At 67.2% G+C, this 17220-nt stretch carries 16 protein-coding genes; 12 read left to right on the top strand and 4 right to left on the bottom strand.

Going from position 1 to position 17220, the window contains the following annotated elements; translation table 11 throughout:
- The first annotated feature begins 45 nt into the window (after window positions 1-45).
- From ureA to ureG, 6 genes are read left to right on the top strand one after another with little or no spacing between them, the layout of a single operon-like run.
- The gene (gene ureA, locus KEC55_RS04270; protein WP_006406310.1) at window positions 46-348 is read left to right on the top strand and encodes an urease subunit gamma; all 303 of its coding nucleotides are present in this window, start codon (window positions 46-48) and stop codon (window positions 346-348) included.
- An 8-nt stretch (window positions 349-356) separates the two neighbouring features.
- Window positions 357-662 (top strand): urease subunit beta, encoded by a 306-nt coding sequence (locus KEC55_RS04265; protein WP_282506883.1) that lies wholly within the window; start codon window positions 357-359, stop codon window positions 660-662.
- A gap of 31 nt (window positions 663-693) precedes the next feature.
- Entirely contained in the window at window positions 694-2400 is a 1707-nt protein-coding gene (gene ureC, locus KEC55_RS04260; protein WP_282506882.1) for an urease subunit alpha, read from the top strand.
- Window positions 2401-2418: 18 nt separating this feature from the next.
- Window positions 2419-3042, top strand: a complete 624-nt coding sequence (gene ureE, locus KEC55_RS04255) for an urease accessory protein UreE (RefSeq protein ID WP_282506881.1) — start codon at window positions 2419-2421, stop codon at window positions 3040-3042.
- On the top strand, window positions 3029-3709 hold the full coding sequence (locus KEC55_RS04250; protein ID WP_282506880.1) for an urease accessory protein UreF: 681 nt from the start codon (window positions 3029-3031) through the stop codon (window positions 3707-3709). Before ureE ends, KEC55_RS04250 begins: the two co-directional genes overlap by 14 nt.
- Before the next feature lie 17 nt (window positions 3710-3726).
- Window positions 3727-4374, top strand: coding sequence for an urease accessory protein UreG (gene ureG / locus KEC55_RS04245; RefSeq protein ID WP_124449119.1), 648 nt, complete (start codon window positions 3727-3729; stop codon window positions 4372-4374).
- Window positions 4375-4437: 63 nt separating this feature from the next.
- Here the strand turns inward: ureG and waaA are convergent, their stop codons facing one another.
- The 4 genes from waaA to KEC55_RS04225 all read right to left on the bottom strand — a co-directional run bounded on the left by waaA (window position 4438) and on the right by KEC55_RS04225 (window position 9311).
- Window positions 4438-5799, bottom strand: coding sequence for a lipid IV(A) 3-deoxy-D-manno-octulosonic acid transferase (waaA, locus tag KEC55_RS04240; protein WP_282506878.1), 1362 nt, complete (start codon window positions 5797-5799; stop codon window positions 4438-4440).
- 37 nt (window positions 5800-5836) lie between these two features.
- The gene (locus KEC55_RS04235) at window positions 5837-6721 is read right to left on the bottom strand and encodes a Kdo hydroxylase family protein (RefSeq protein WP_282506877.1); all 885 of its coding nucleotides are present in this window, start codon (window positions 6719-6721) and stop codon (window positions 5837-5839) included.
- A gap of 24 nt (window positions 6722-6745) precedes the next feature.
- Complete coding sequence (waaC, locus tag KEC55_RS04230) at window positions 6746-7741, bottom strand: lipopolysaccharide heptosyltransferase I (RefSeq protein ID WP_282506876.1); 996 nt, start codon at window positions 7739-7741, stop codon at window positions 6746-6748.
- A gap of 175 nt (window positions 7742-7916) precedes the next feature.
- Window positions 7917-9311 carry a phosphomannomutase/phosphoglucomutase gene (locus tag KEC55_RS04225; protein WP_176049396.1) on the bottom strand — a complete coding sequence of 465 codons (1395 nt, stop codon included), beginning with the start codon at window positions 9309-9311 and terminating at the stop codon, window positions 7917-7919.
- A 255-nt stretch (window positions 9312-9566) separates the two neighbouring features.
- Between KEC55_RS04225 and KEC55_RS04220 the strand changes: the two genes are divergently transcribed.
- The 6 genes from KEC55_RS04220 to glmS all read left to right on the top strand — a co-directional run bounded on the left by KEC55_RS04220 (window position 9567) and on the right by glmS (window position 17072).
- On the top strand, window positions 9567-10823 hold the full coding sequence (locus KEC55_RS04220; RefSeq protein WP_282506875.1) for a lipopolysaccharide biosynthesis protein: 1257 nt from the start codon (window positions 9567-9569) through the stop codon (window positions 10821-10823).
- The gene (locus KEC55_RS04215; protein WP_282506874.1) at window positions 10820-11644 is read left to right on the top strand and encodes a glycosyltransferase; all 825 of its coding nucleotides are present in this window, start codon (window positions 10820-10822) and stop codon (window positions 11642-11644) included. Before KEC55_RS04220 ends, KEC55_RS04215 begins: the two co-directional genes overlap by 4 nt.
- A 42-nt stretch (window positions 11645-11686) precedes the next feature.
- Window positions 11687-12823, top strand: a complete 1137-nt coding sequence (locus tag KEC55_RS04210; RefSeq protein ID WP_282506872.1) for a glycosyltransferase family 4 protein — start codon at window positions 11687-11689, stop codon at window positions 12821-12823.
- Between the two features lie 15 nt (window positions 12824-12838).
- Window positions 12839-13861: a UDP-glucose 4-epimerase GalE gene (gene galE / locus KEC55_RS04205; RefSeq protein ID WP_282506871.1), complete on the top strand. Its 1023-nt coding sequence runs from the start codon at window positions 12839-12841 to the stop codon at window positions 13859-13861.
- 27 nt (window positions 13862-13888) lie between these two features.
- Window positions 13889-14995: an MraY family glycosyltransferase gene (locus tag KEC55_RS04200; RefSeq protein ID WP_282506869.1), complete on the top strand. Its 1107-nt coding sequence runs from the start codon at window positions 13889-13891 to the stop codon at window positions 14993-14995.
- A gap of 259 nt (window positions 14996-15254) precedes the next feature.
- Entirely contained in the window at window positions 15255-17072 is a 1818-nt protein-coding gene (glmS, locus tag KEC55_RS04195) for a glutamine--fructose-6-phosphate transaminase (isomerizing) (protein ID WP_282506868.1), read from the top strand.
- Window positions 17073-17220: the final 148 nt, after the last annotated feature.

Raw genomic sequence — 17220 nt, 5'->3', positions numbered from 1 at the left:
GCGTGCGCACCGATAAAAATTACGTTTTCCTGAACGTCTGCCTTCATGAAACTGACTCCCCGAGAGAAGGACAAGCTGCTGATCTTCACGGCGGCGCTGCTGGCCGAGCGCCGTCGCGCACGCGGCCTGAAGCTCAACTATCCGGAGGCGGTCGCCTTCATCACCGCCGCGCTGATGGAAGCCGCGCGCGACGGCAAGACAGTCGCCGAGGTGATGCACTACGGCACGACCCTGCTCACGCGCGACGACGTGATGGACGGCGTGCCGGAGATGATTCCCGACATCCAGGTCGAGGCGACCTTCCCCGATGGCACGAAGCTCGTGACCGTCCATCACCCGATTCCGTGAGGCCCCGCATGATCCCCGGCGAAATCCTCACCGACGACGGCGAACACGAATTGAACGCGGGCCGCGAAACGCTCGCGCTCGTCGTCGCGAACACCGGCGACCGCCCGGTGCAGGTCGGCTCGCACTACCACTTCTTCGAAGTCAACGACGCACTGTCGTTCGACCGTGCAGCCGCGCGCGGCTTCCGGCTCAACATCGCGGCCGGCACGGCCGTGCGCTTCGAGCCGGGCCAGACGCGCACCGTCGAACTCGTCGCACTCGCGGGCGCGCGCGCCGTCTACGGTTTTCAGGGCAAGGTGATGGGGCCGCTGTAAGCCGCGCCCCGCTCTTCAGGAACAGCACGACATGACACTACGCTTGAGCCGCCGCGCGTACGCGGAAATGTTCGGGCCGACGACGGGCGACCGCGTCCGGCTCGCCGATACCGAACTGCTGATCGAGATCGAACGCGATTACACGACCTACGGCGAGGAAGTGAAATTCGGCGGCGGGAAAGTGATCCGCGACGGGATGGGCCAGTCGCAGCGTGTGGCAGCCGAGGTGCCCGACACGGTCATCACGAACGCGGTGATCCTCGATCACTGGGGCATCGTGAAGGCCGACATCGCGATCAAGCACGGCCGCATCGCCGCGATCGGCAAGGCCGGCAACCCCGACATTCAACCCGGTGTGACGATCGCGATCGGCGCCGCGACCGAAGTGATCGCCGGCGAAGGGCTGATCGTGACGGCCGGCGGCATCGACACGCACATCCACTTCATCAGCCCGCAGCAGATCGACGAGGCGCTCGCGTCGGGCGTCACGACGATGCTCGGTGGCGGCACCGGGCCGGCCACCGGCACCAACGCGACGACCTGCACGCCGGGCCCGTGGCACATGGAGCGGATGCTGCAGGCCGCCGACGGCTGGCCGATCAACCTCGGCTTCCTCGGCAAGGGCAACGCAAGCCTGCCGGAACCGCTCGTCGAGCAGATCGCGGCCGGCGCGATCGGGCTGAAGCTGCACGAGGACTGGGGCACGACGCCCGCCGCGATCGACAACTGCCTGTCGGTCGCCGACGACACCGACACGCAGGTCGCGATCCACACCGATACGCTGAACGAAGGCGGCTTCGTCGAATCGACCGTGGCCGCATTCAAGGGCCGCACGATCCACACGTACCACACCGAAGGCGCGGGCGGCGGCCATGCGCCCGACATCCTGAAGGTGTGCGGCGAGTCGAACGTGCTGCCGTCGTCGACCAACCCGACGCGCCCGTACACGATCAACACGCTCGACGAGCATCTCGACATGCTGATGGTGTGCCATCACCTCGATCCGTCGATCGCCGAGGATCTCGCGTTCGCCGAATCGCGGATCCGCCGCGAGACGATCGCAGCCGAGGACATCCTGCACGATCTCGGCGCGCTGTCGATGCTGTCGTCCGATTCGCAGGCGATGGGCCGCGTCGGCGAAGTGATCATCCGTACGTGGCAGACCGCGCACAAGATGAAGGTGCAGCGCGGCGCGCTGCCGGAAGACACCACACGCAACGACAACTTCCGCGCGAAGCGCTACGTCGCGAAGTACACGATCAACCCGGCGATCACGCACGGCATCGCGCACGAAGTCGGCTCGATCGAGCCCGGCAAATGGGCCGACCTCGTGCTGTGGGAATCGGCGTTCTTCGGGATCAAGCCGTCGATGATCCTCAAAGGCGGGATGATCGCGATGGCGCAGATGGGCGACCCGAACGCGTCGATTCCGACGCCGCAGCCGGTCCACTATCGCGAGATGTTCGCGACGCGCGGCGGTGCGCTCGCCCGCACGTCGCTGACCTTCGTGTCGCAGATGGCGGCCGATGCGGGCATTGCTCAACGTTACGGCCTCGCGAAGCAGATCGTGCCCGTGCGCAACTGCCGCAACGTGACGAAGGCCGACATGATCCACAACGCGTGGCGCCCGTCGATCAGCGTCGATCCCGAAACCTACGACGTGATCGCCGACGGCCAGTTGCTCACCTGCGAGCCGGCGACGGTGCTGCCGATGGCGCAGCGCTATTTCCTGTTCTGATTTCCGGTTCCCCGTTTCATGCGCACTCTCGACAAACGTATTGCCCCGAACGTGAAACTCGCCGCGTCGCTCGTCGCGCGCGCGCCGACGCTCACGCTCGCCTATGACGCCCGCTGCAGGAGCCGCCTCGCGGCAACGCTCGACACCGGCGAGGACGTCGCCGTCCTGCTGCCGCGCGGCACGGTGCTGCGCGACGGCGACGTGCTCGTCGCCGACGACGGCGCACTCGTGCGCATCGCCGCGGCGCCCGAAACCGTGCTGCTCGTGCGCGCGGCCGCCCCGCTCACACTGATGCGCGCCGCGTATCACCTCGGCAACCGTCACACGCCGGTCGAGATCGGCGACGGTTACCTGAAGCTCGAAGCCGACCCGGTACTCGCCGACATGCTGCGCCGGCTCGGCACGCAGGTCGAAGAAACGAGCGCGCCGTTCCAGCCGGAAGCCGGCGCGTACGGTGGCGGCCACAAGCATGGACACGATGCGACGTTCGCGGAGGATTACGCCCTCGCGCAGCAGGTATTCGGCGAACACCACGGGCACTCGCATTCGCACGATCACGATCACGATCACGATCACGATCACGATCACGATCATCAGCATGGTCCCGGATGCACGCACGGCCACGGCCATGACCACCACTGAACTCGTCGCGCTGCTGCACCTCGCGTCGCCGGCGCTGCCGATCGGCGCGTACAGTTATTCGCAAGGCCTCGAAGCCGCGCTCGACGCGAACCTCATCCACGACGCCGATTCCGCGCGCGACTGGATCGCCAGCGGCCTGACCGACGTGCTCGCGCACGGCGAGCTGCCGTTTCTCGCGCATCAGCTTGCACGCTGGCATGCGCACGACACGCCCGCGCTTGTCGCCGAAAACGCGTGGTTCGTCGCGAGCCGCGAATCGGCGGAACTGCGCCGCGAAACCGAACAGATGGGCTGGTCGCTCGCGCAGCTGTGCGCGTCGCTCGAATGGGGCGATGCCGCGCGCCGCGCAACGCTCGCGTCGCTGTCGCCGATCGCGCTGCCGACCGCGTTCGCCTACGCGGCCGCGATGCACGACGCCGACGCCGACGCGACGCTCGCCGCGTACGCATTCGGCTGGGTCGAGAACCAGACGTCCGCCGCGCTGAAGGCCGTGCCGCTCGGCCAGTTCGCCGGGCAACGCATCATCGTCGCGCTGCGCGGCGCGATCGACGCGGCCGTGCGCCGTGCGCTCGCGACACCGCCCGACGCCGTCAACACGTTCGCGCCGCAGCTCGGCATCCTCTCCGCGCGGCATGAAACCCAATACTCGCGGTTGTTCCGCTCCTGAACCCGACGCTACCCGCCATGAACGCACCTGCTCCCTCCTCCGCCCGCCGCACGAAGAAACTGCCGCCGCTGCGCGTCGGCATCGGCGGCCCTGTCGGCTCCGGCAAGACCACGCTGCTCGAGATGCTGTGCAAGGCGATGCGCGACCGGTACGACCTCGTCGCGATCACGAACGACATCTATACGAAGGAAGACCAGCGGCTGCTGACCGTGGCCGGCGCGCTGCCCGAGGAGCGCATCATGGGTGTCGAGACGGGCGGCTGCCCGCACACGGCGATTCGGGAAGATGCCTCGATCAACCTCGAGGCCGTCGACCGGATGCTGTCGCGCTTTCCGGACGCCGACATCGTGTTCATCGAATCGGGCGGCGACAATCTCGCGGCAACCTTCAGCCCCGAGCTGTCGGACCTGACGATCTACGTGATCGACGTCGCGGGTGGCGAGAAGATTCCGCGCAAGGGCGGCCCCGGCATCACGAAGTCCGACCTGCTCGTGATCAACAAGACCGACCTCGCGCCGCTGGTCGGCGCGAACCTCGACGTGATGGCGTCCGACACGCGGAAGATGCGCGGCGAACGACCTTACGTGATGACGAACCTGAAGGCGCTCGAAGGCGTCGCGGACGTGATCGCGTTCATCGAGAAGAAGGGATTGCTGACGGTCTGAGCCGCGTTGCGGCGGCACACGACGCCACAACGCGCACGCGGGCGGCCTTGCGCCGCCCGTCGTCTATTCGTCGTCGGAAGCCGCGCCCTGCGCGTCCTGCAGCATGCGCTCGCCGCGTTCGGCGGGCGGCAGCAGCGCCGCGAGCACGTCGACCGTACGCGCGGTCGCGCCGCGGTGACGCGACGCGAAGGCCGCGCCGGCCGCACCCATCGCGATACGCCGCGCCTTGTCGGCGAACAGCGCGTCGAGCACGTGCGCGAGATCGAGCGGATCCGCGACCTGCATCGCCGCACCGGCCGCGACCGCGTCGGCGGTCGCCTGCGTGAAATTGAACACGTGCGGCCCGATCAGCACCGGCACGCCGACCGCGCACGCTTCGATCAGGTTCTGGCCGCCGAGCGGCAGCAGGCTGCCACCGATGAACGCGATATCGGCGGCCGCGTAATACGCGCCGAGCTCGCCCATCGAATCACCGAGCAGAACCGTCACGTCGCCCGGCAACGGCTCGGCAGCCGTCTGGCCGGCCGCGAGCGCAGCCGCGTCGGCCGCCCAGACGGAACGGCGCACGCACTTGAGCCCGCTGCGCGCAACGAGCGCCTCGACCTCCGCGAAACGCTGCGGATGACGCGGCACGAGCACCAGCAGCGCGTCGGGCGTATGCATCTCCGCGAACGCCTGCAGCACCAGCGCTTCTTCGTTCTCGCGCGTGCTGGCGGCCACCCACACGGGCCGCGTGCCGATCGCATCGCGCCACGCATGGCCACGCGCCGCGAGTTCCGGCGGCGTCGTCATGTCGAACTTCAGGTTGCCGAGCACGCTCACGTTGCGCGCGCCGAGCGACGTCAGCCGCTCCGCGTCGGCCGGGCTCTGCGCAAGCACGCGCGAGAAGCCGCCGAACACGTCGCGCGTCGCCGCGCCGAACTTCGCCGCGCGCCGGAACGAACGCGCGGACATCCGCGCATTGGTCAGCACGAGCGGAACGTCCGCGCGACGGCACTCGTCGATCAGCGTCGGCCACACCTCGGTTTCCATCACGAGGCCGAGCGTCGGCCGCCAGGCGTGCAGGAACCGCCGCACCGCACCCGGCATGTCGTACGGCAGATAGCAGCGCAGCAAGCGATCGCCGAAGATCTGTTCGCCGGTCGCGCGGCCGCTCGGCGTCATGTGCGTGAGCAGGATGCGTGCATCGGGGCGCGCGTGCATCAGCGCGTCGATCAGCGGCTGCGCGGCGCGCGTCTCGCCGACCGACACCGCGTGCACCCAGATCAGCGGCGCGCGGTCGTCGCGCGAGCGGCCCGTCACATGGCCAAAGCGTTCGCCGATATGTTCGCGATAGCCGCGCTCCTTGCGCGAGCGCACGTAGAGCCGGATAACCGCGGCAGGCGCGACGAGCCACCACAGCGCGCGATAGATCACCCTCAGCATGCGGCGGCCCCCGTATTGCGTCGAAGCAGGTGCGCGCTCAAACCAGCGCCCTGCCCTTCAGGCGTTCCAGAATGCCGAGCGGCGCGCATTCGCGGCGGACCATCGCGTCGACCGGCAGGAAGAACGTCTGTTCGAGCATGAACTGGCCGGACATCACAGCGTGCGAAGTCTGATCCGAGAAACATATCCACACGCAACCCGGCGGAAACGGCATCGTCTCCTGCGGGCTCGTCTTCTGGTAGTCGAGATCGGCCTTCATGCTGTCGTGCAGGTTCAGCATCAGGTGGTCGTATGCGCTGCGCGGCGACTTCGTCACGTGCAGCAGGTTCAACAGCCACGCGGCACCCGGCCGTTGCGGCTTGATCGACGGCAGGAAGCGCTTCGCGACGTCCTCGAACGGCTCGCCGACGCGCCATACGCGCGGCACGCCGGCCGGGTTCACGTTCGTGAACACGCGCAGGATGCGCTCGCCGTAGTTCGGCCGCGAAGGAAACGCGTCGACGTGCAGCCGGCTGTCGTCCTTGCGCCAGGATGTCTGGCGCGTCTCGACCTGCATCAGCCGCAGGCTGGTCGGCGCGACGCGCAGCTTGCCGCGGTATTCGGGAAAGAGGCCGTCGACGAGCGTGCCGGCCTGCTGCTGGAAGCGCGCGACGAGCGCGCGCACGGCCGACTGCGTGACACTGTCGCCGAGCACGCCGGCGAGCGCGCCGCCGTTCGGCGCGAGGCTGATGTTCTTGCGTTTCGGATCGGCGAGCGCCGGATCGAGCAGCGCTTCCTCGCCGCCCTCGATCGCGAAGCGCAGGTGCGGGAAATACAGCACCTTGCCTTCCTCGACGGCGGCCAGCAACTGCTCGCGCGGCGCCGACAGGTTGTGTCCGCTCCAGTCGGCGGACGGGACTTCGATGATCTGGGATTCGCTCATGATCGGTTCGCGTATGTGACAGCGTTACAGGAGACCGAAGCCCGCGAGCGCCGACTTCACCTGCGCGATCGACGGGGGCTGCCCCGCCGTGCCGAGATTGACGACGTTCGGCGACCAATAGCCGCCGGTCCGCCAGGCCGTCGCGAAATTGTACAGTTCGACCGTCGGACGCTTCAGCGCGGCCGCGATGTGAACCAGACCTGTATCAACCCCGACGGTCGCGGCCGCGCCGTCGATCAGCCCAACCACGGCCGGCAGCGACAGCTTCGGCGGCACGATCGCCGCATCGCCGAATTCCTTCGCGAGCCGCTCGCTGGTCGCGCGCTCCGCGTCGTTGCCCCACGGCAGCACGAGCGATGCGCCGCGCCGCACGAGTGCCTGGCCGAGCTCGATCCACGCGGCGTCCGGCCACTGCTTGTCGGCGCGCGATGTCGCATGGACGAACACCACGTACGGCACCGGCAGGTTCAGGCCGAGCGCGGCCACCGCGAGCGCCGCCGCGCGCGTGTCGAGGCCGAAGTCGACCGGATCGGCCGGCGTCGGCGCCGGGTCGTCCAGCGCGGCCGCGACCAGTTGCCGCGAGCGCTCGACGACGTGCGTGCGCGGCGCGATCGGCACGCGCTTGCGATAGAAGAAGCGCACCGGCCATTCATAGCCGGCGCCGTCGGTACGGTTGCCGAGCCCGACGAGCGGGCCGCGCGCCCAGCTCGCGACCCAGGCCGTCTTGATCAGGCCCTGGCAGTCGATCACGAGATCGTACTGCTCGGCCGCGAGGCGCCTGCGGAATGCGCGGATCTCGCGCCACGTGGCGCCCGAGAACGGCTTCTTGCGCCAGCGGCGCAGCGAGAACGGCAGCACGTTGCGCACGCCGTCGACGAGCCGCACGAGGTCGACGAAGCTTTCCTCGACGAGCCAGTCGATCTGCGCATCGGGGTGGCGGCGCCGGATATCGGCGATCACCGGCATGTTGTGCACGACGTCGCCCAGCGACGACACGCGCACGATCAGGATCTTTTGCACGCTGAAAAAACGCCGGCTGGCAGCCGGCGACAAGCAGAAAGAGGGGATTTTATCCCGCCCGGGGGTCCAGACAGACAAAAAGCGGCCGCACGCCTTTGGCGTGCGCCGCTTTTCGGGGATGGCGCGACGATTGGATCGACCCTCGCGCCGTTGGCGGCCCGCGGGCCGCCGACACTCAGAACGGCAGCTTGACGTCCGGCTTCGCGGCCGTCAGCACACGGCGGAAGTCCTCCTGGATGCGCTTGAGCCCTTCCTGCGTCTCGGATTCGAAGCGCATCACGACGACCGGCGTCGTGTTCGACGAACGCGCGAGGCCGAAGCCGTCCGGGTACTCGACGCGCAGGCCGTCGATCGTCACGACTTCCTCGGCGCCGTCGAACTTCGCTTCTTTCTGCAGCTTGTCGATCAGGCGGAAGTTCTCGCCTTCGTCGAGCCACAGCTGCAGCTCGGGCGTGCTCATCGCGTCCGGCAGCCCGTTGAGCAGCGCGCTCGGGTCGGCCGTCTTCGTGAGGATCTCGAGCAGGCGCGCGCCCGTGTAAAGGCCGTCGTCGAAGCCGTACCAGCGATCCTTGAAGAACACGTGGCCGCTCATTTCGCCGGCGAGCGGTGCGCCCGTCTCGCGCAGCTTCGCCTTCACGAGCGAGTGGCCCGTCTTCCACATCAGCGGCTCGCCGCCCTTCGACTTGATCCAGTTCGCGAGGTGACGCGTGCACTTCACGTCGTAGATGATCTGCGCACCCGGGTTGCGCGACAGCACTTCTTCCGCGAACAGCATCAGCTGGCGGTCCGGGTAGATGATCTGGCCGTCCTTCGTGACGACGCCGAGGCGGTCGCCGTCGCCGTCGAACGCGAAGCCGAGTTCGGCATCGGTGTCCTTCAGCGCCTGGATCACGTCCTGCAGGTTTTCCGGGTGCGCGGGATCGGGGTGGTGGTTCGGGAACGTGCCGTCGATGTCGGTGAAGCGCTCGACGAGTTCGCAGCCGAGCGCCTTGAACAGGCGCGTCGCGAGCGGGCCCGCGACGCCGTTGCCGGCGTCGACGACCAGCTTCAGCGGCCGCGCGAGCTTCACGTCGCCGACGATGCGCGCGATGTACTGATCGGCGACGTCGATTTCTTCATACGTGCCGCTGCCCGTCTCGAAGCGCTCGTCGACGATGCGGCGGTACAGTGCCTGGATCTGCTCGCCGTAGATCGCGGCGCCGCGCAGCACCATCTTGAAACCGTTGTAGTCGGGCGGGTTGTGGCTGCCCGTGACGACGATGCACGAATCGACGCGGCGCTCGCCGCCCTTCAGCGCCAGCGGCACGTTCGCCGCGAAATAGCCGACCGGCGTCGGCACCATGCCGACGTCGACGACATCGACACCGGCCGCACGCAGGCCATCGGCGAGTGCGCCGACGAGTTCCGGCCCGGACAGGCGGCCGTCGCGCGCGACGACGACCGCATCGCCGCCCTGCGCACGCACTTCGCTGCCGAATGCCCGGCCGATCCCGCGCGCCGTGTCGACGTCGAGGGTCTTGCCGACCACGCCACGGATGTCATATGCCTTGAAGATGGATTGGGAGATCATCGATTCTCTTCTCTCTCAGTTGCGTGCATGGAAAATTGTCTGGCTTGGCTGGCCGCCTCGCGCCGGTGCCGCGCATGATACATGCGGCCCCGCAAAACAAGGAACGGAACGGCTGGAGCGGTCGCGATCCCACTTATAATCGCGGGTTTTGATGACGCGCATGTCGCCCATTTTAATGCCTAGCCGCTCCGCCGCAGCCACCCCGCAGCCTTCGGGCGCCCTGCCGGCCGCCCCGTGCGCGTGCCGCCGCTGCGCATGCTGAAGCGCTTCGGCAACCCGGACGTCGCGAAAGCCGTCGCGAACCTCGTCTGGCTGGGGCTCGAACGGCTCACGCAGATCGGCGTCGCGATCGCGATCAGCGGCCTGCTGGCCCGTTATTTCGGGCCAGATGTGTTCGGCAAATGGCAGTATGCGAATACGCTCCTCCTGGTACTGGCGCCGCTCACCTGGGTGTGCGGCGCGGAAATCCTCGTCCCGACCATCGTCCAGCGTCCGCCCGCCCAGCTCGGCGCGGTGCTCGGCAGCGCGTTCGCGCTGCGCATCGCCGTGTCGGTGGCCGCGCTCGTCGCGACCTGGATCGCGATCGCCGCGGGCGCCTTCGATCCGCTGGTCGGCGCGATGCTCGCGGGCCTGGCCGTCACGATGGTGTTCCGCGAGCCGTTCGTCGGCGTGATCAACGCGTGGCTGCAGAGCATGACCTACAGCAAGCCGCAGCTCGTCACCAGCATGGTCACGGCGCTCGCGAAGGCGCTGCTCGTGTGGCTGCTGGTCCGCGCGGCCGCCGGCCCCGCCCGCTTCGCGTGGCTGTGGGCGCTCGAGGCCGCCGCGATCGGCTTCGCGCTGCTGCTGTACTACCGGCATCGTAACGGCGGCACCCTCGGCTGGACGTTCGATAAGCCGCTGTTCAGGCACTTTGCAACGGCCGGCACCGTGTTCTGGCTCGGGCTCATCTGCATGTACCTGTTCCTGAAGCTCGACCGCCTGATGCTCGAGCGTCACGTGTCGTTCGCCGATCTCGGCCGCTACTCGGCCGCGCAGCAGCTCAACGAGAACTGGATCACGCTCGCGCTGATGCTCGCGCAGACGATCGCGCCCGCCTTCGTCTACCGCGTGCAGGACGTCGCACGGCTGCGCCGCAACATCGTCCGGCTGATCGCGATGACGGCCGGGCTGATGACGGCCGGCGCGCTCGTGCTCGACGCGGCCGCCCCGCTGATCGTCGGCAAGGTGTTCGGCCACGGATACGAGGCGTCGGTCGACATCTTCCGCTGGGCCGTCTGGCTGTCCGTGCCGGCCGGCATCGAGGCGATAGGCAATCTTATCGTTCTCAAATATCAAGCAAAATTCGTGTTGCTGGCGAAATGGTTGCTCGCGCTGGCGATCGCCGCGGTCGTCAACCTGTTCGCGATCCCCCGGCTCGGCCTCTACGGCGCGCTCGTCGGGCTGGCGGCCGGCTATCTGGCCGCGGCCGCCGTCAACTTTTATTACATCCGTTTCAAGCTGCGAACATGACGTCCCCTGATTGCCCGCCCCCGCTCGACGACGTGGCCGTGCTGCTGCCGGCCTACAACGGGCACGACGACGTCGTACGGACCCTCGCGTCGTTTCGCGAGGAGGCGCCCGTGCACGTGCTGATCGTCGACGACGGCAGCACGCCGCCGATCGTCGCACCCGACCTGCCGGGCCTCGCGATCGAGGTGCTGCGCATGCCGCAGAACGGCGGCATCGAGCGCGCGCTCGCGGCCGGCATCGACGCGCTCGCGGCGCGCGGCTTCCGTTATGCGGCCCGCATCGACGCGGGCGACCTGGCCGCGCCGCAGCGCCTCGCGAAGGAACGCGCGTATCTCGGCGCCCATCCGCGCGTGGCCTGCGTCGGCATGTGGACGCAGGTCGTGTCGCGCGCCGGCGAACCGCGCTTCATGCTGACGCCGCCCGCCGATCCGCGCACGCTGCGCCGCACGCGCTTCCTGCGCTCGCCGCTCGTGCATCCGTCGGTGATGTTGCGCATCGACGCCGTGCGGGAAGTGGGCAACTATCGCGCGAAATACCGTGCGGCCGAGGATCTCGATCTTTTTTTGAGGTTAATGCAACGCTACGATTGCGCGAACCTGCCGGAACTCGGCCTGTATTACGAACTGAACGAGGGCGGGATCAGTGCGACCAAGCGCCGGCGCCAGCTGGTGTCGACGCTCACGCTGCTGCTGAGCCATTTCAACGCGCTGAACCCGTACGACTGGGCCGGCCTCGCCAAGAACCTGCTGCATTTCGTGACGCCGTACCATACGTTGCAGCGGATCAAGCAGACGCTGTTCGCCGCGCGGCCGTCCGCCTGACGCCGATCCGGCATTTACGACGCTTTATTTTTTCTTTTTTTCATGTCCGCCACTTCCCCGCTGCGCATCGCGCTCGTCTGCAACACGGCCTGGGCGATCTACACGTATCGCCACGGGCTGATCCGTGCGCTCGTCGCGCGCGGCGCCGAGGTCGTCGTGATCGCGCCGCACGACCGCACGGTGCCGTTGCTCGAGCAGATGGGCTGCCGCTACGTGGCGCTCGCGGTCGCGTCGAAAGGCACGAGCCCGCGCGAGGATCTCGGCACGCTCGCGGCGCTCGTACGCCACTACCGCGCGCTGCGGCCCGATCTCGTGTTCCATTACACGATCAAGCCGAACATCTACGGGTCGGTCGCAGCCTGGCTCGCGCGCGTGCCGTCGATCGCGGTGACGACGGGGCTCGGCTACGTCTTCATCCAGAAGAGCCGTGCGGCGAGCGTCGCGAAGCGGCTGTACCGGTTCGCGTTCCGCTTCCCGCGTGAAGTATGGTTCCTGAACCGCGACGACCTCGCGACCTTCACCGACGAGCGGTTGCTCGCGCATCCCGACCGCGCGCGGCTGCTGCACGGCGAAGGCGTCGATCTCGACCAGTTCGCGCCCGCGCCGCTGCCCGCCGGTGACGCACCTGTCTTCATCCTGATCGGCCGGCTGCTGTGGGACAAGGGTGTGCGCGAATACGTGGAAGCCGCGCGCATCGTGCGCGGCCGCTTCCCGAACGCACGCTTCCAGCTGCTCGGGCCGCTCGGCGTCGACAACCCGAGCGCGATCGGCCGCGCGGATGTCGACGCGTGGGTCGGCGAAGGTATCATCGAATATCTCGGCGAGGCGCACGATGTCCGCCCGCATATCGCGGCGGCCGACTGCGTCGTGCTGCCGTCGTACCGCGAGGGCGTGCCGCGCACGCTGATGGAAGCATCGGCGATGAGCCGCCCGATCGTCGCGACCGACGTGCCGGGCTGCCGCGATGTCGTCGCCGACGGCGAAACGGGCTTCCTGTGCCGCGTACGCGACAGCGCAAGTCTCGCGGAGCAGCTGCTCCGCATGATCGAACTCGGAACGGCCGGACGCGACGCGATGGGCGCGCGCGGCCGGCAGAAGGTCACGGCGGAATTCGACGAGCAGCAGGTCGTCGAACGCTACCGGCAGACCATCCATTCGTTGACAGGATTCACACTTTGAAGGAGCGCATCAGCAATGACTGCTAAAGGCACCATCCTCGTCACCGGCGGCGCGGGCTATATCGGCTCGCACACGGCCGTCGAGTTGCTCGACAACGGCTACGATGTCGTGATCGTCGACAACCTCGTCAACAGCAAGGCCGAATCCGTCCGGCGCATCGAGCAGATCACGGGCAAGACGCCCTCGTTCCATCAGGTCGACGTGTGCGACGAAGCCGCGCTCGCGAAGGTGTTCGACGCGCACCCGATCACCGGCACCATCCATTTCGCGGCGCTCAAGGCCGTCGGCGAATCGGTCGCGAAGCCGCTCGAGTACTACCAGAACAACATCGGCGGCCTGCTCGCCGTGCTCAAGGTGATGCGCGAACGCAACGTCAAACAGTTCGTGTTCAGCTCGTCCGCGACCGTGTACGGCGTGCCCGAGCGCTCGCCGATCGACGAGTCGTTCCCGCTGTCGGCGACGAACCCGTACGGCCAGTCGAAGCTGATCGCCGAGCAGATCCTGCGCGATCTCGAGGTGTCCGATCCTTCGTGGCGCATCGCGACGCTGCGCTACTTCAACCCGGTCGGCGCGCACGCGAGCGGGCTGATCGGCGAGGATCCGGCCGGCATCCCGAACAACCTGATGCCGTATGTCGCGCAGGTCGCGGTCGGCAAGCTGGAAAAGCTGCGCGTGTTCGGTTCCGACTACGCGACGCCGGACGGCACTGGCGTGCGCGACTACATCCACGTCGTCGATCTCGCGAAGGGGCACATCGCCGCACTCGATGCGCTGGCGAAGCGCGACGCGAGCTTCGTCGTGAACCTCGGCACCGGCCAGGGATACAGCGTGCTGGAAGTCGTCCGCGCGTTCGAAAAGGCGTCGGGCCGCCCGGTGCCGTACGAACTCGTCGCACGCCGCCCGGGCGACATCGCCGAGTGCTACGCGAACCCGCAGGCCGCGGCCGACATCATCGGCTGGCGCGCGACGCTCGGTATCGAAGAAATGTGTGCCGACCACTGGCGATGGCAGGAGGGGAACCCGCGCGGTTTTGTATAATCCGCTGTCCATTTTTCGAGCGATCCCATGCTCAGCTTCGCGTCCGGCTTCATCGTCTCCCTGTTCGTCACGCTGTTCATCGTGCGCTACGCGCACCTTCACGAGAAATTCTCGGTCGACAGCGATCTGGCCGGCGTGCAGAAATTCCACGTGCGGCCCGTGCCGCGAGTGGGGGGCATCGGGATCCTCGCCGGGGTCGTCGTTGCCGCGCTGATCCTGTCCCGGCGCTATCCGACGATCGCGGGCAGCATTCTCGGCATCGCCGCCTGCGGGCTGCCGGCGTTCCTGTCCGGCCTCGTCGAGGACCTGACCAAACGCGTGTCGCCGCGCGCGCGGCTGCTCTGCACGATGGGCGCGGCCGCGCTGGCGTTCTGGCTGCTGGGCATCGCGGTCAAGCGCATCAGCGTGCCGCCGCTCGACTTCCTGCTCGGCTACGTGGCCATCTCGGCGTTCATCACCGTGCTCGCGGTCGCGGCGCTCGCGAACGCGATCAACATCATCGACGGCTTCAACGGCCTCGCGTCGATGGTCAGCTTCATGATGTTCGCGTCGCTCGCGTACGTCGCGTTCCATGTCAACGACCCGGTCGTGATGTCTGCGTCGATCATCATGATGGGCGCCGTGCTCGGCTTCTTTCTGTGGAATTTTCCGGCCGGGCTGATCTTCCTCGGCGACGGCGGCGCGTATTTCATCGGCTTCATGCTTGCCGAACTCGCGATCATGCTCGTGATGCGCAATCGCGAGGTGTCCGCGTGGTACCCGGTGCTGCTGTTCATGTATCCGATCTTCGAGACGTGCTTCTCGATCTATCGGAAAAAGTTCATCCGCGGGATGTCGCCCGGCATTCCGGACGGCGTGCACCTGCACATGCTCGTGTACAAGCGGCTGATGCGCTGGGCTGTGGGGACGAAGCATGCGCATGATTTGACGCGGCGGAATTCGCTCACGTCACCTTATCTATGGCTGCTGTGCCTCGTCGCGGTGATTCCGGCGACGCTGTTCTGGCGGCATACGGTGCACCTGTTCGTTTTTGTCGTGCTGTTCGCGCTGACTTATGTTTGGCTTTATCTCAGCATCGTCAGGTTCAGGGTACCGAAGTGGATGGTGGTAAGGAAGCAGCGCCAGCAGCATTGATCAGACCAGAGCCAACAGCAACGCTGGGACCGTGCTCGAATGCGATATATTCGTCAGGTCGGAAACGCAATTTCTCGCGCCAATTCACCCATCGCTGCGGCGTGATGACCGCGCAATGTGACAAGTGATGTCACCGATGGTGTGTTCCCACCAACGACAAAACGAAGACCGCAAAGGCGGCCCTGCTTCCAGGAAATATAGCTAAACCTTTTGCGGGCGCCCACGCGGCGCCCGCGTCGACTTACAGGATTGACCATTCATGTGCGGCATTGTCGGCGCAGTTGCGCAGCGTAATATCGTTCCGGTGCTGATCGAAGGTTTACGGCGCCTCGAATACCGTGGCTACGATTCGTGCGGCGTCGCCGTGCTCGAACCGGGTGCGCCGAAGCGCGCGCGCAGCGTTGCGCGCGTCGCCGATCTCGACGCGCAGGTGCAGGAATCGCACCTCGAAGGCACGACGGGCATCGCGCACACGCGCTGGGCCACGCACGGCGCGCCCGTCACGCACAACGCGCACCCGATCTTCTCGTCGAACGCGCTTGCGCTCGTCCATAACGGCATCATCGAGAACTTCGAGACGCTGCGCGAAGCGCTGCGCGCGAAGGGCTACGAATTCGTGTCGCAGACCGACACCGAGGTGATTGCCCACCTCGTGCACAGCCTGTATCGCGGCAACCTGTTCGACGCCGTGCGCGAAGCCGTGCATCAGTTGCATGGCGCGTATGCGATCGCCGTGATCCACAAGGACCAGCCGCATACCGTCGTCGGCGCGCGCCAGGGTTCGCCGCTCGTCGTCGGCCATGGCGACGGCGAGAACTTCCTCGCGTCCGATGCGCTCGCGCTCGCGGGCAGCACCGACCATTTCACGTTCCTCGAGGAAGGCGACATGTGCGAGCTGTCGCTCGACGGTGTGAAGATCGTCGATCGACATGGCGCCACCGTGCAGCGCGAGATCCGCGTGGTCAGCGCATACGGCGGCGCGGTCGAGCTCGGCCCGTATCGCCACTTCATGCAGAAGGAAATCTTCGAACAGCCGCGCGCGATCAGCGATACCGTGCCGCAGACGGAAGCCTTCGACGCGACGCTGTTCGGCGACGCCGCGCCCGCCGCGTTCGCGGAGATCGACAGCCTGCTGATCCTCGCGTGCGGCACGAGCTACTACTCGGGGCTCACCGCGAAGTACTGGCTCGAATCGATCGCGAAGATCCCGACCCAGGTCGAGATCGCGAGCGAGTACCGCTACCGCGAATCGGTGCCGAACCCGCGCCAGCTCGTGCTCGTGATCTCGCAGTCGGGCGAGACGGCCGATACGCTCGCGGCGCTCAAGCATGCGCAGTCGCTCGGCCACGCGCATACGCTCGCGGTCTGCAACGTCGCGACGAGCGCGATGGTGCGCCTGACCGAAATGCAGTTCCTGACGCATGCGGGCACCGAGATCGGCGTCGCGTCGACGAAGGCGTTCACGACCCAGCTCGTCGCGCTGTTCGTGCTGGCCGCGACGCTCGGCAAGCTGCGCGGGCACGTCGACGCCGTGCAGGAAGCCGAATTCCTGAAGCAGCTGCGCCACCTGCCGGCCGCGTTGAACAGCGTGCTTGCGCTCGAGCCGCAGATCATCGCGTGGTCGGAAGAATTCGCGCGCAAGGAAAACGCGCTGTTCCTCGGCCGCGGGCTGCACTACCCGATCGCGCTGGAAGGCGCGCTGAAGCTGAAGGAAATCTCGTACATCCACGCCGAGGCCTATCCGGCCGGCGAACTGAAGCACGGGCCGCTCGCGCTCGTCACCGAAGCGATGCCGGTCGTCACGGTCGCGCCGAACGACACACTGCTCGAAAAGCTGAAGTCGAACATGCAGGAAGTGCGTGCGCGCGGCGGCGAGCTGTACGTGTTCGCCGATGCCGATACGCAGATCGTCAACGACGACGGCCTCCACGTGATCCGGATGCCGGAGCACTACGGGCAACTGTCGCCGATCCTCCACGTCGTACCGCTGCAGCTGCTCGCGTATCACACCGCATGCGCGCGCGGCACCGACGTCGACAAGCCGCGGAACCTCGCGAAATCGGTGACGGTGGAGTAAGGCAGGCTTGCCGGGACGGTAACCGACTTACCGTCCCGGGGCGGCATATCGAATCAAATCAGATCGTTTCGGCACGCCGAAATACGCGCCACGAACCTATCAACTCTCGATTACCACCGCTCGATCAGCAGAATTGAACCTCGCGGTC

This window comes from Burkholderia cepacia, from assembly GCF_029962485.1.
Lineage (GTDB): Bacteria > Pseudomonadota > Gammaproteobacteria > Burkholderiales > Burkholderiaceae > Burkholderia.
The sequence above is the reverse complement of the archived record's forward strand: the minus strand, read 5'-3'. Positions and strand labels throughout refer to the sequence as shown.

Bases quoted from the DNA above. Each gene is read 5' to 3' on its own strand.
- KEC55_RS04235 (WP_282506877.1), bottom strand. From the start codon at position 6,721: ATGAGCGAATCCCAGATCATCGAAGTCCCGTCCGCCGACTGGAGCGGA.
- KEC55_RS04200 (WP_282506869.1), top strand. From the start codon at position 13,889: ATGCTCAGCTTCGCGTCCGGCTTCATCGTCTCCCTGTTCGTCACGCTG.
- ureG (WP_124449119.1), top strand. From the start codon at position 3,727: ATGAACGCACCTGCTCCCTCCTCCGCCCGCCGCACGAAGAAACTGCCG.
- ureE (WP_282506881.1), top strand. From the start codon at position 2,419: ATGCGCACTCTCGACAAACGTATTGCCCCGAACGTGAAACTCGCCGCG.
- galE (WP_282506871.1), top strand. From the start codon at position 12,839: ATGACTGCTAAAGGCACCATCCTCGTCACCGGCGGCGCGGGCTATATC.
- KEC55_RS04265 (WP_282506883.1), top strand. From the start codon at position 357: ATGATCCCCGGCGAAATCCTCACCGACGACGGCGAACACGAATTGAAC.
- ureC (WP_282506882.1), top strand. From the start codon at position 694: ATGACACTACGCTTGAGCCGCCGCGCGTACGCGGAAATGTTCGGGCCG.
- KEC55_RS04220 (WP_282506875.1), top strand. From the start codon at position 9,567: ATGCTGAAGCGCTTCGGCAACCCGGACGTCGCGAAAGCCGTCGCGAAC.
- KEC55_RS04215 (WP_282506874.1), top strand. From the start codon at position 10,820: ATGACGTCCCCTGATTGCCCGCCCCCGCTCGACGACGTGGCCGTGCTG.
- KEC55_RS04210 (WP_282506872.1), top strand. From the start codon at position 11,687: ATGTCCGCCACTTCCCCGCTGCGCATCGCGCTCGTCTGCAACACGGCC.
- KEC55_RS04225 (WP_176049396.1), bottom strand. From the start codon at position 9,311: ATGATCTCCCAATCCATCTTCAAGGCATATGACATCCGTGGCGTGGTC.
- waaA (WP_282506878.1), bottom strand. From the start codon at position 5,799: ATGCTGAGGGTGATCTATCGCGCGCTGTGGTGGCTCGTCGCGCCTGCC.
- KEC55_RS04250 (WP_282506880.1), top strand. From the start codon at position 3,029: ATGACCACCACTGAACTCGTCGCGCTGCTGCACCTCGCGTCGCCGGCG.
- glmS (WP_282506868.1), top strand. From the start codon at position 15,255: ATGTGCGGCATTGTCGGCGCAGTTGCGCAGCGTAATATCGTTCCGGTG.
- ureA (WP_006406310.1), top strand. From the start codon at position 46: ATGAAACTGACTCCCCGAGAGAAGGACAAGCTGCTGATCTTCACGGCG.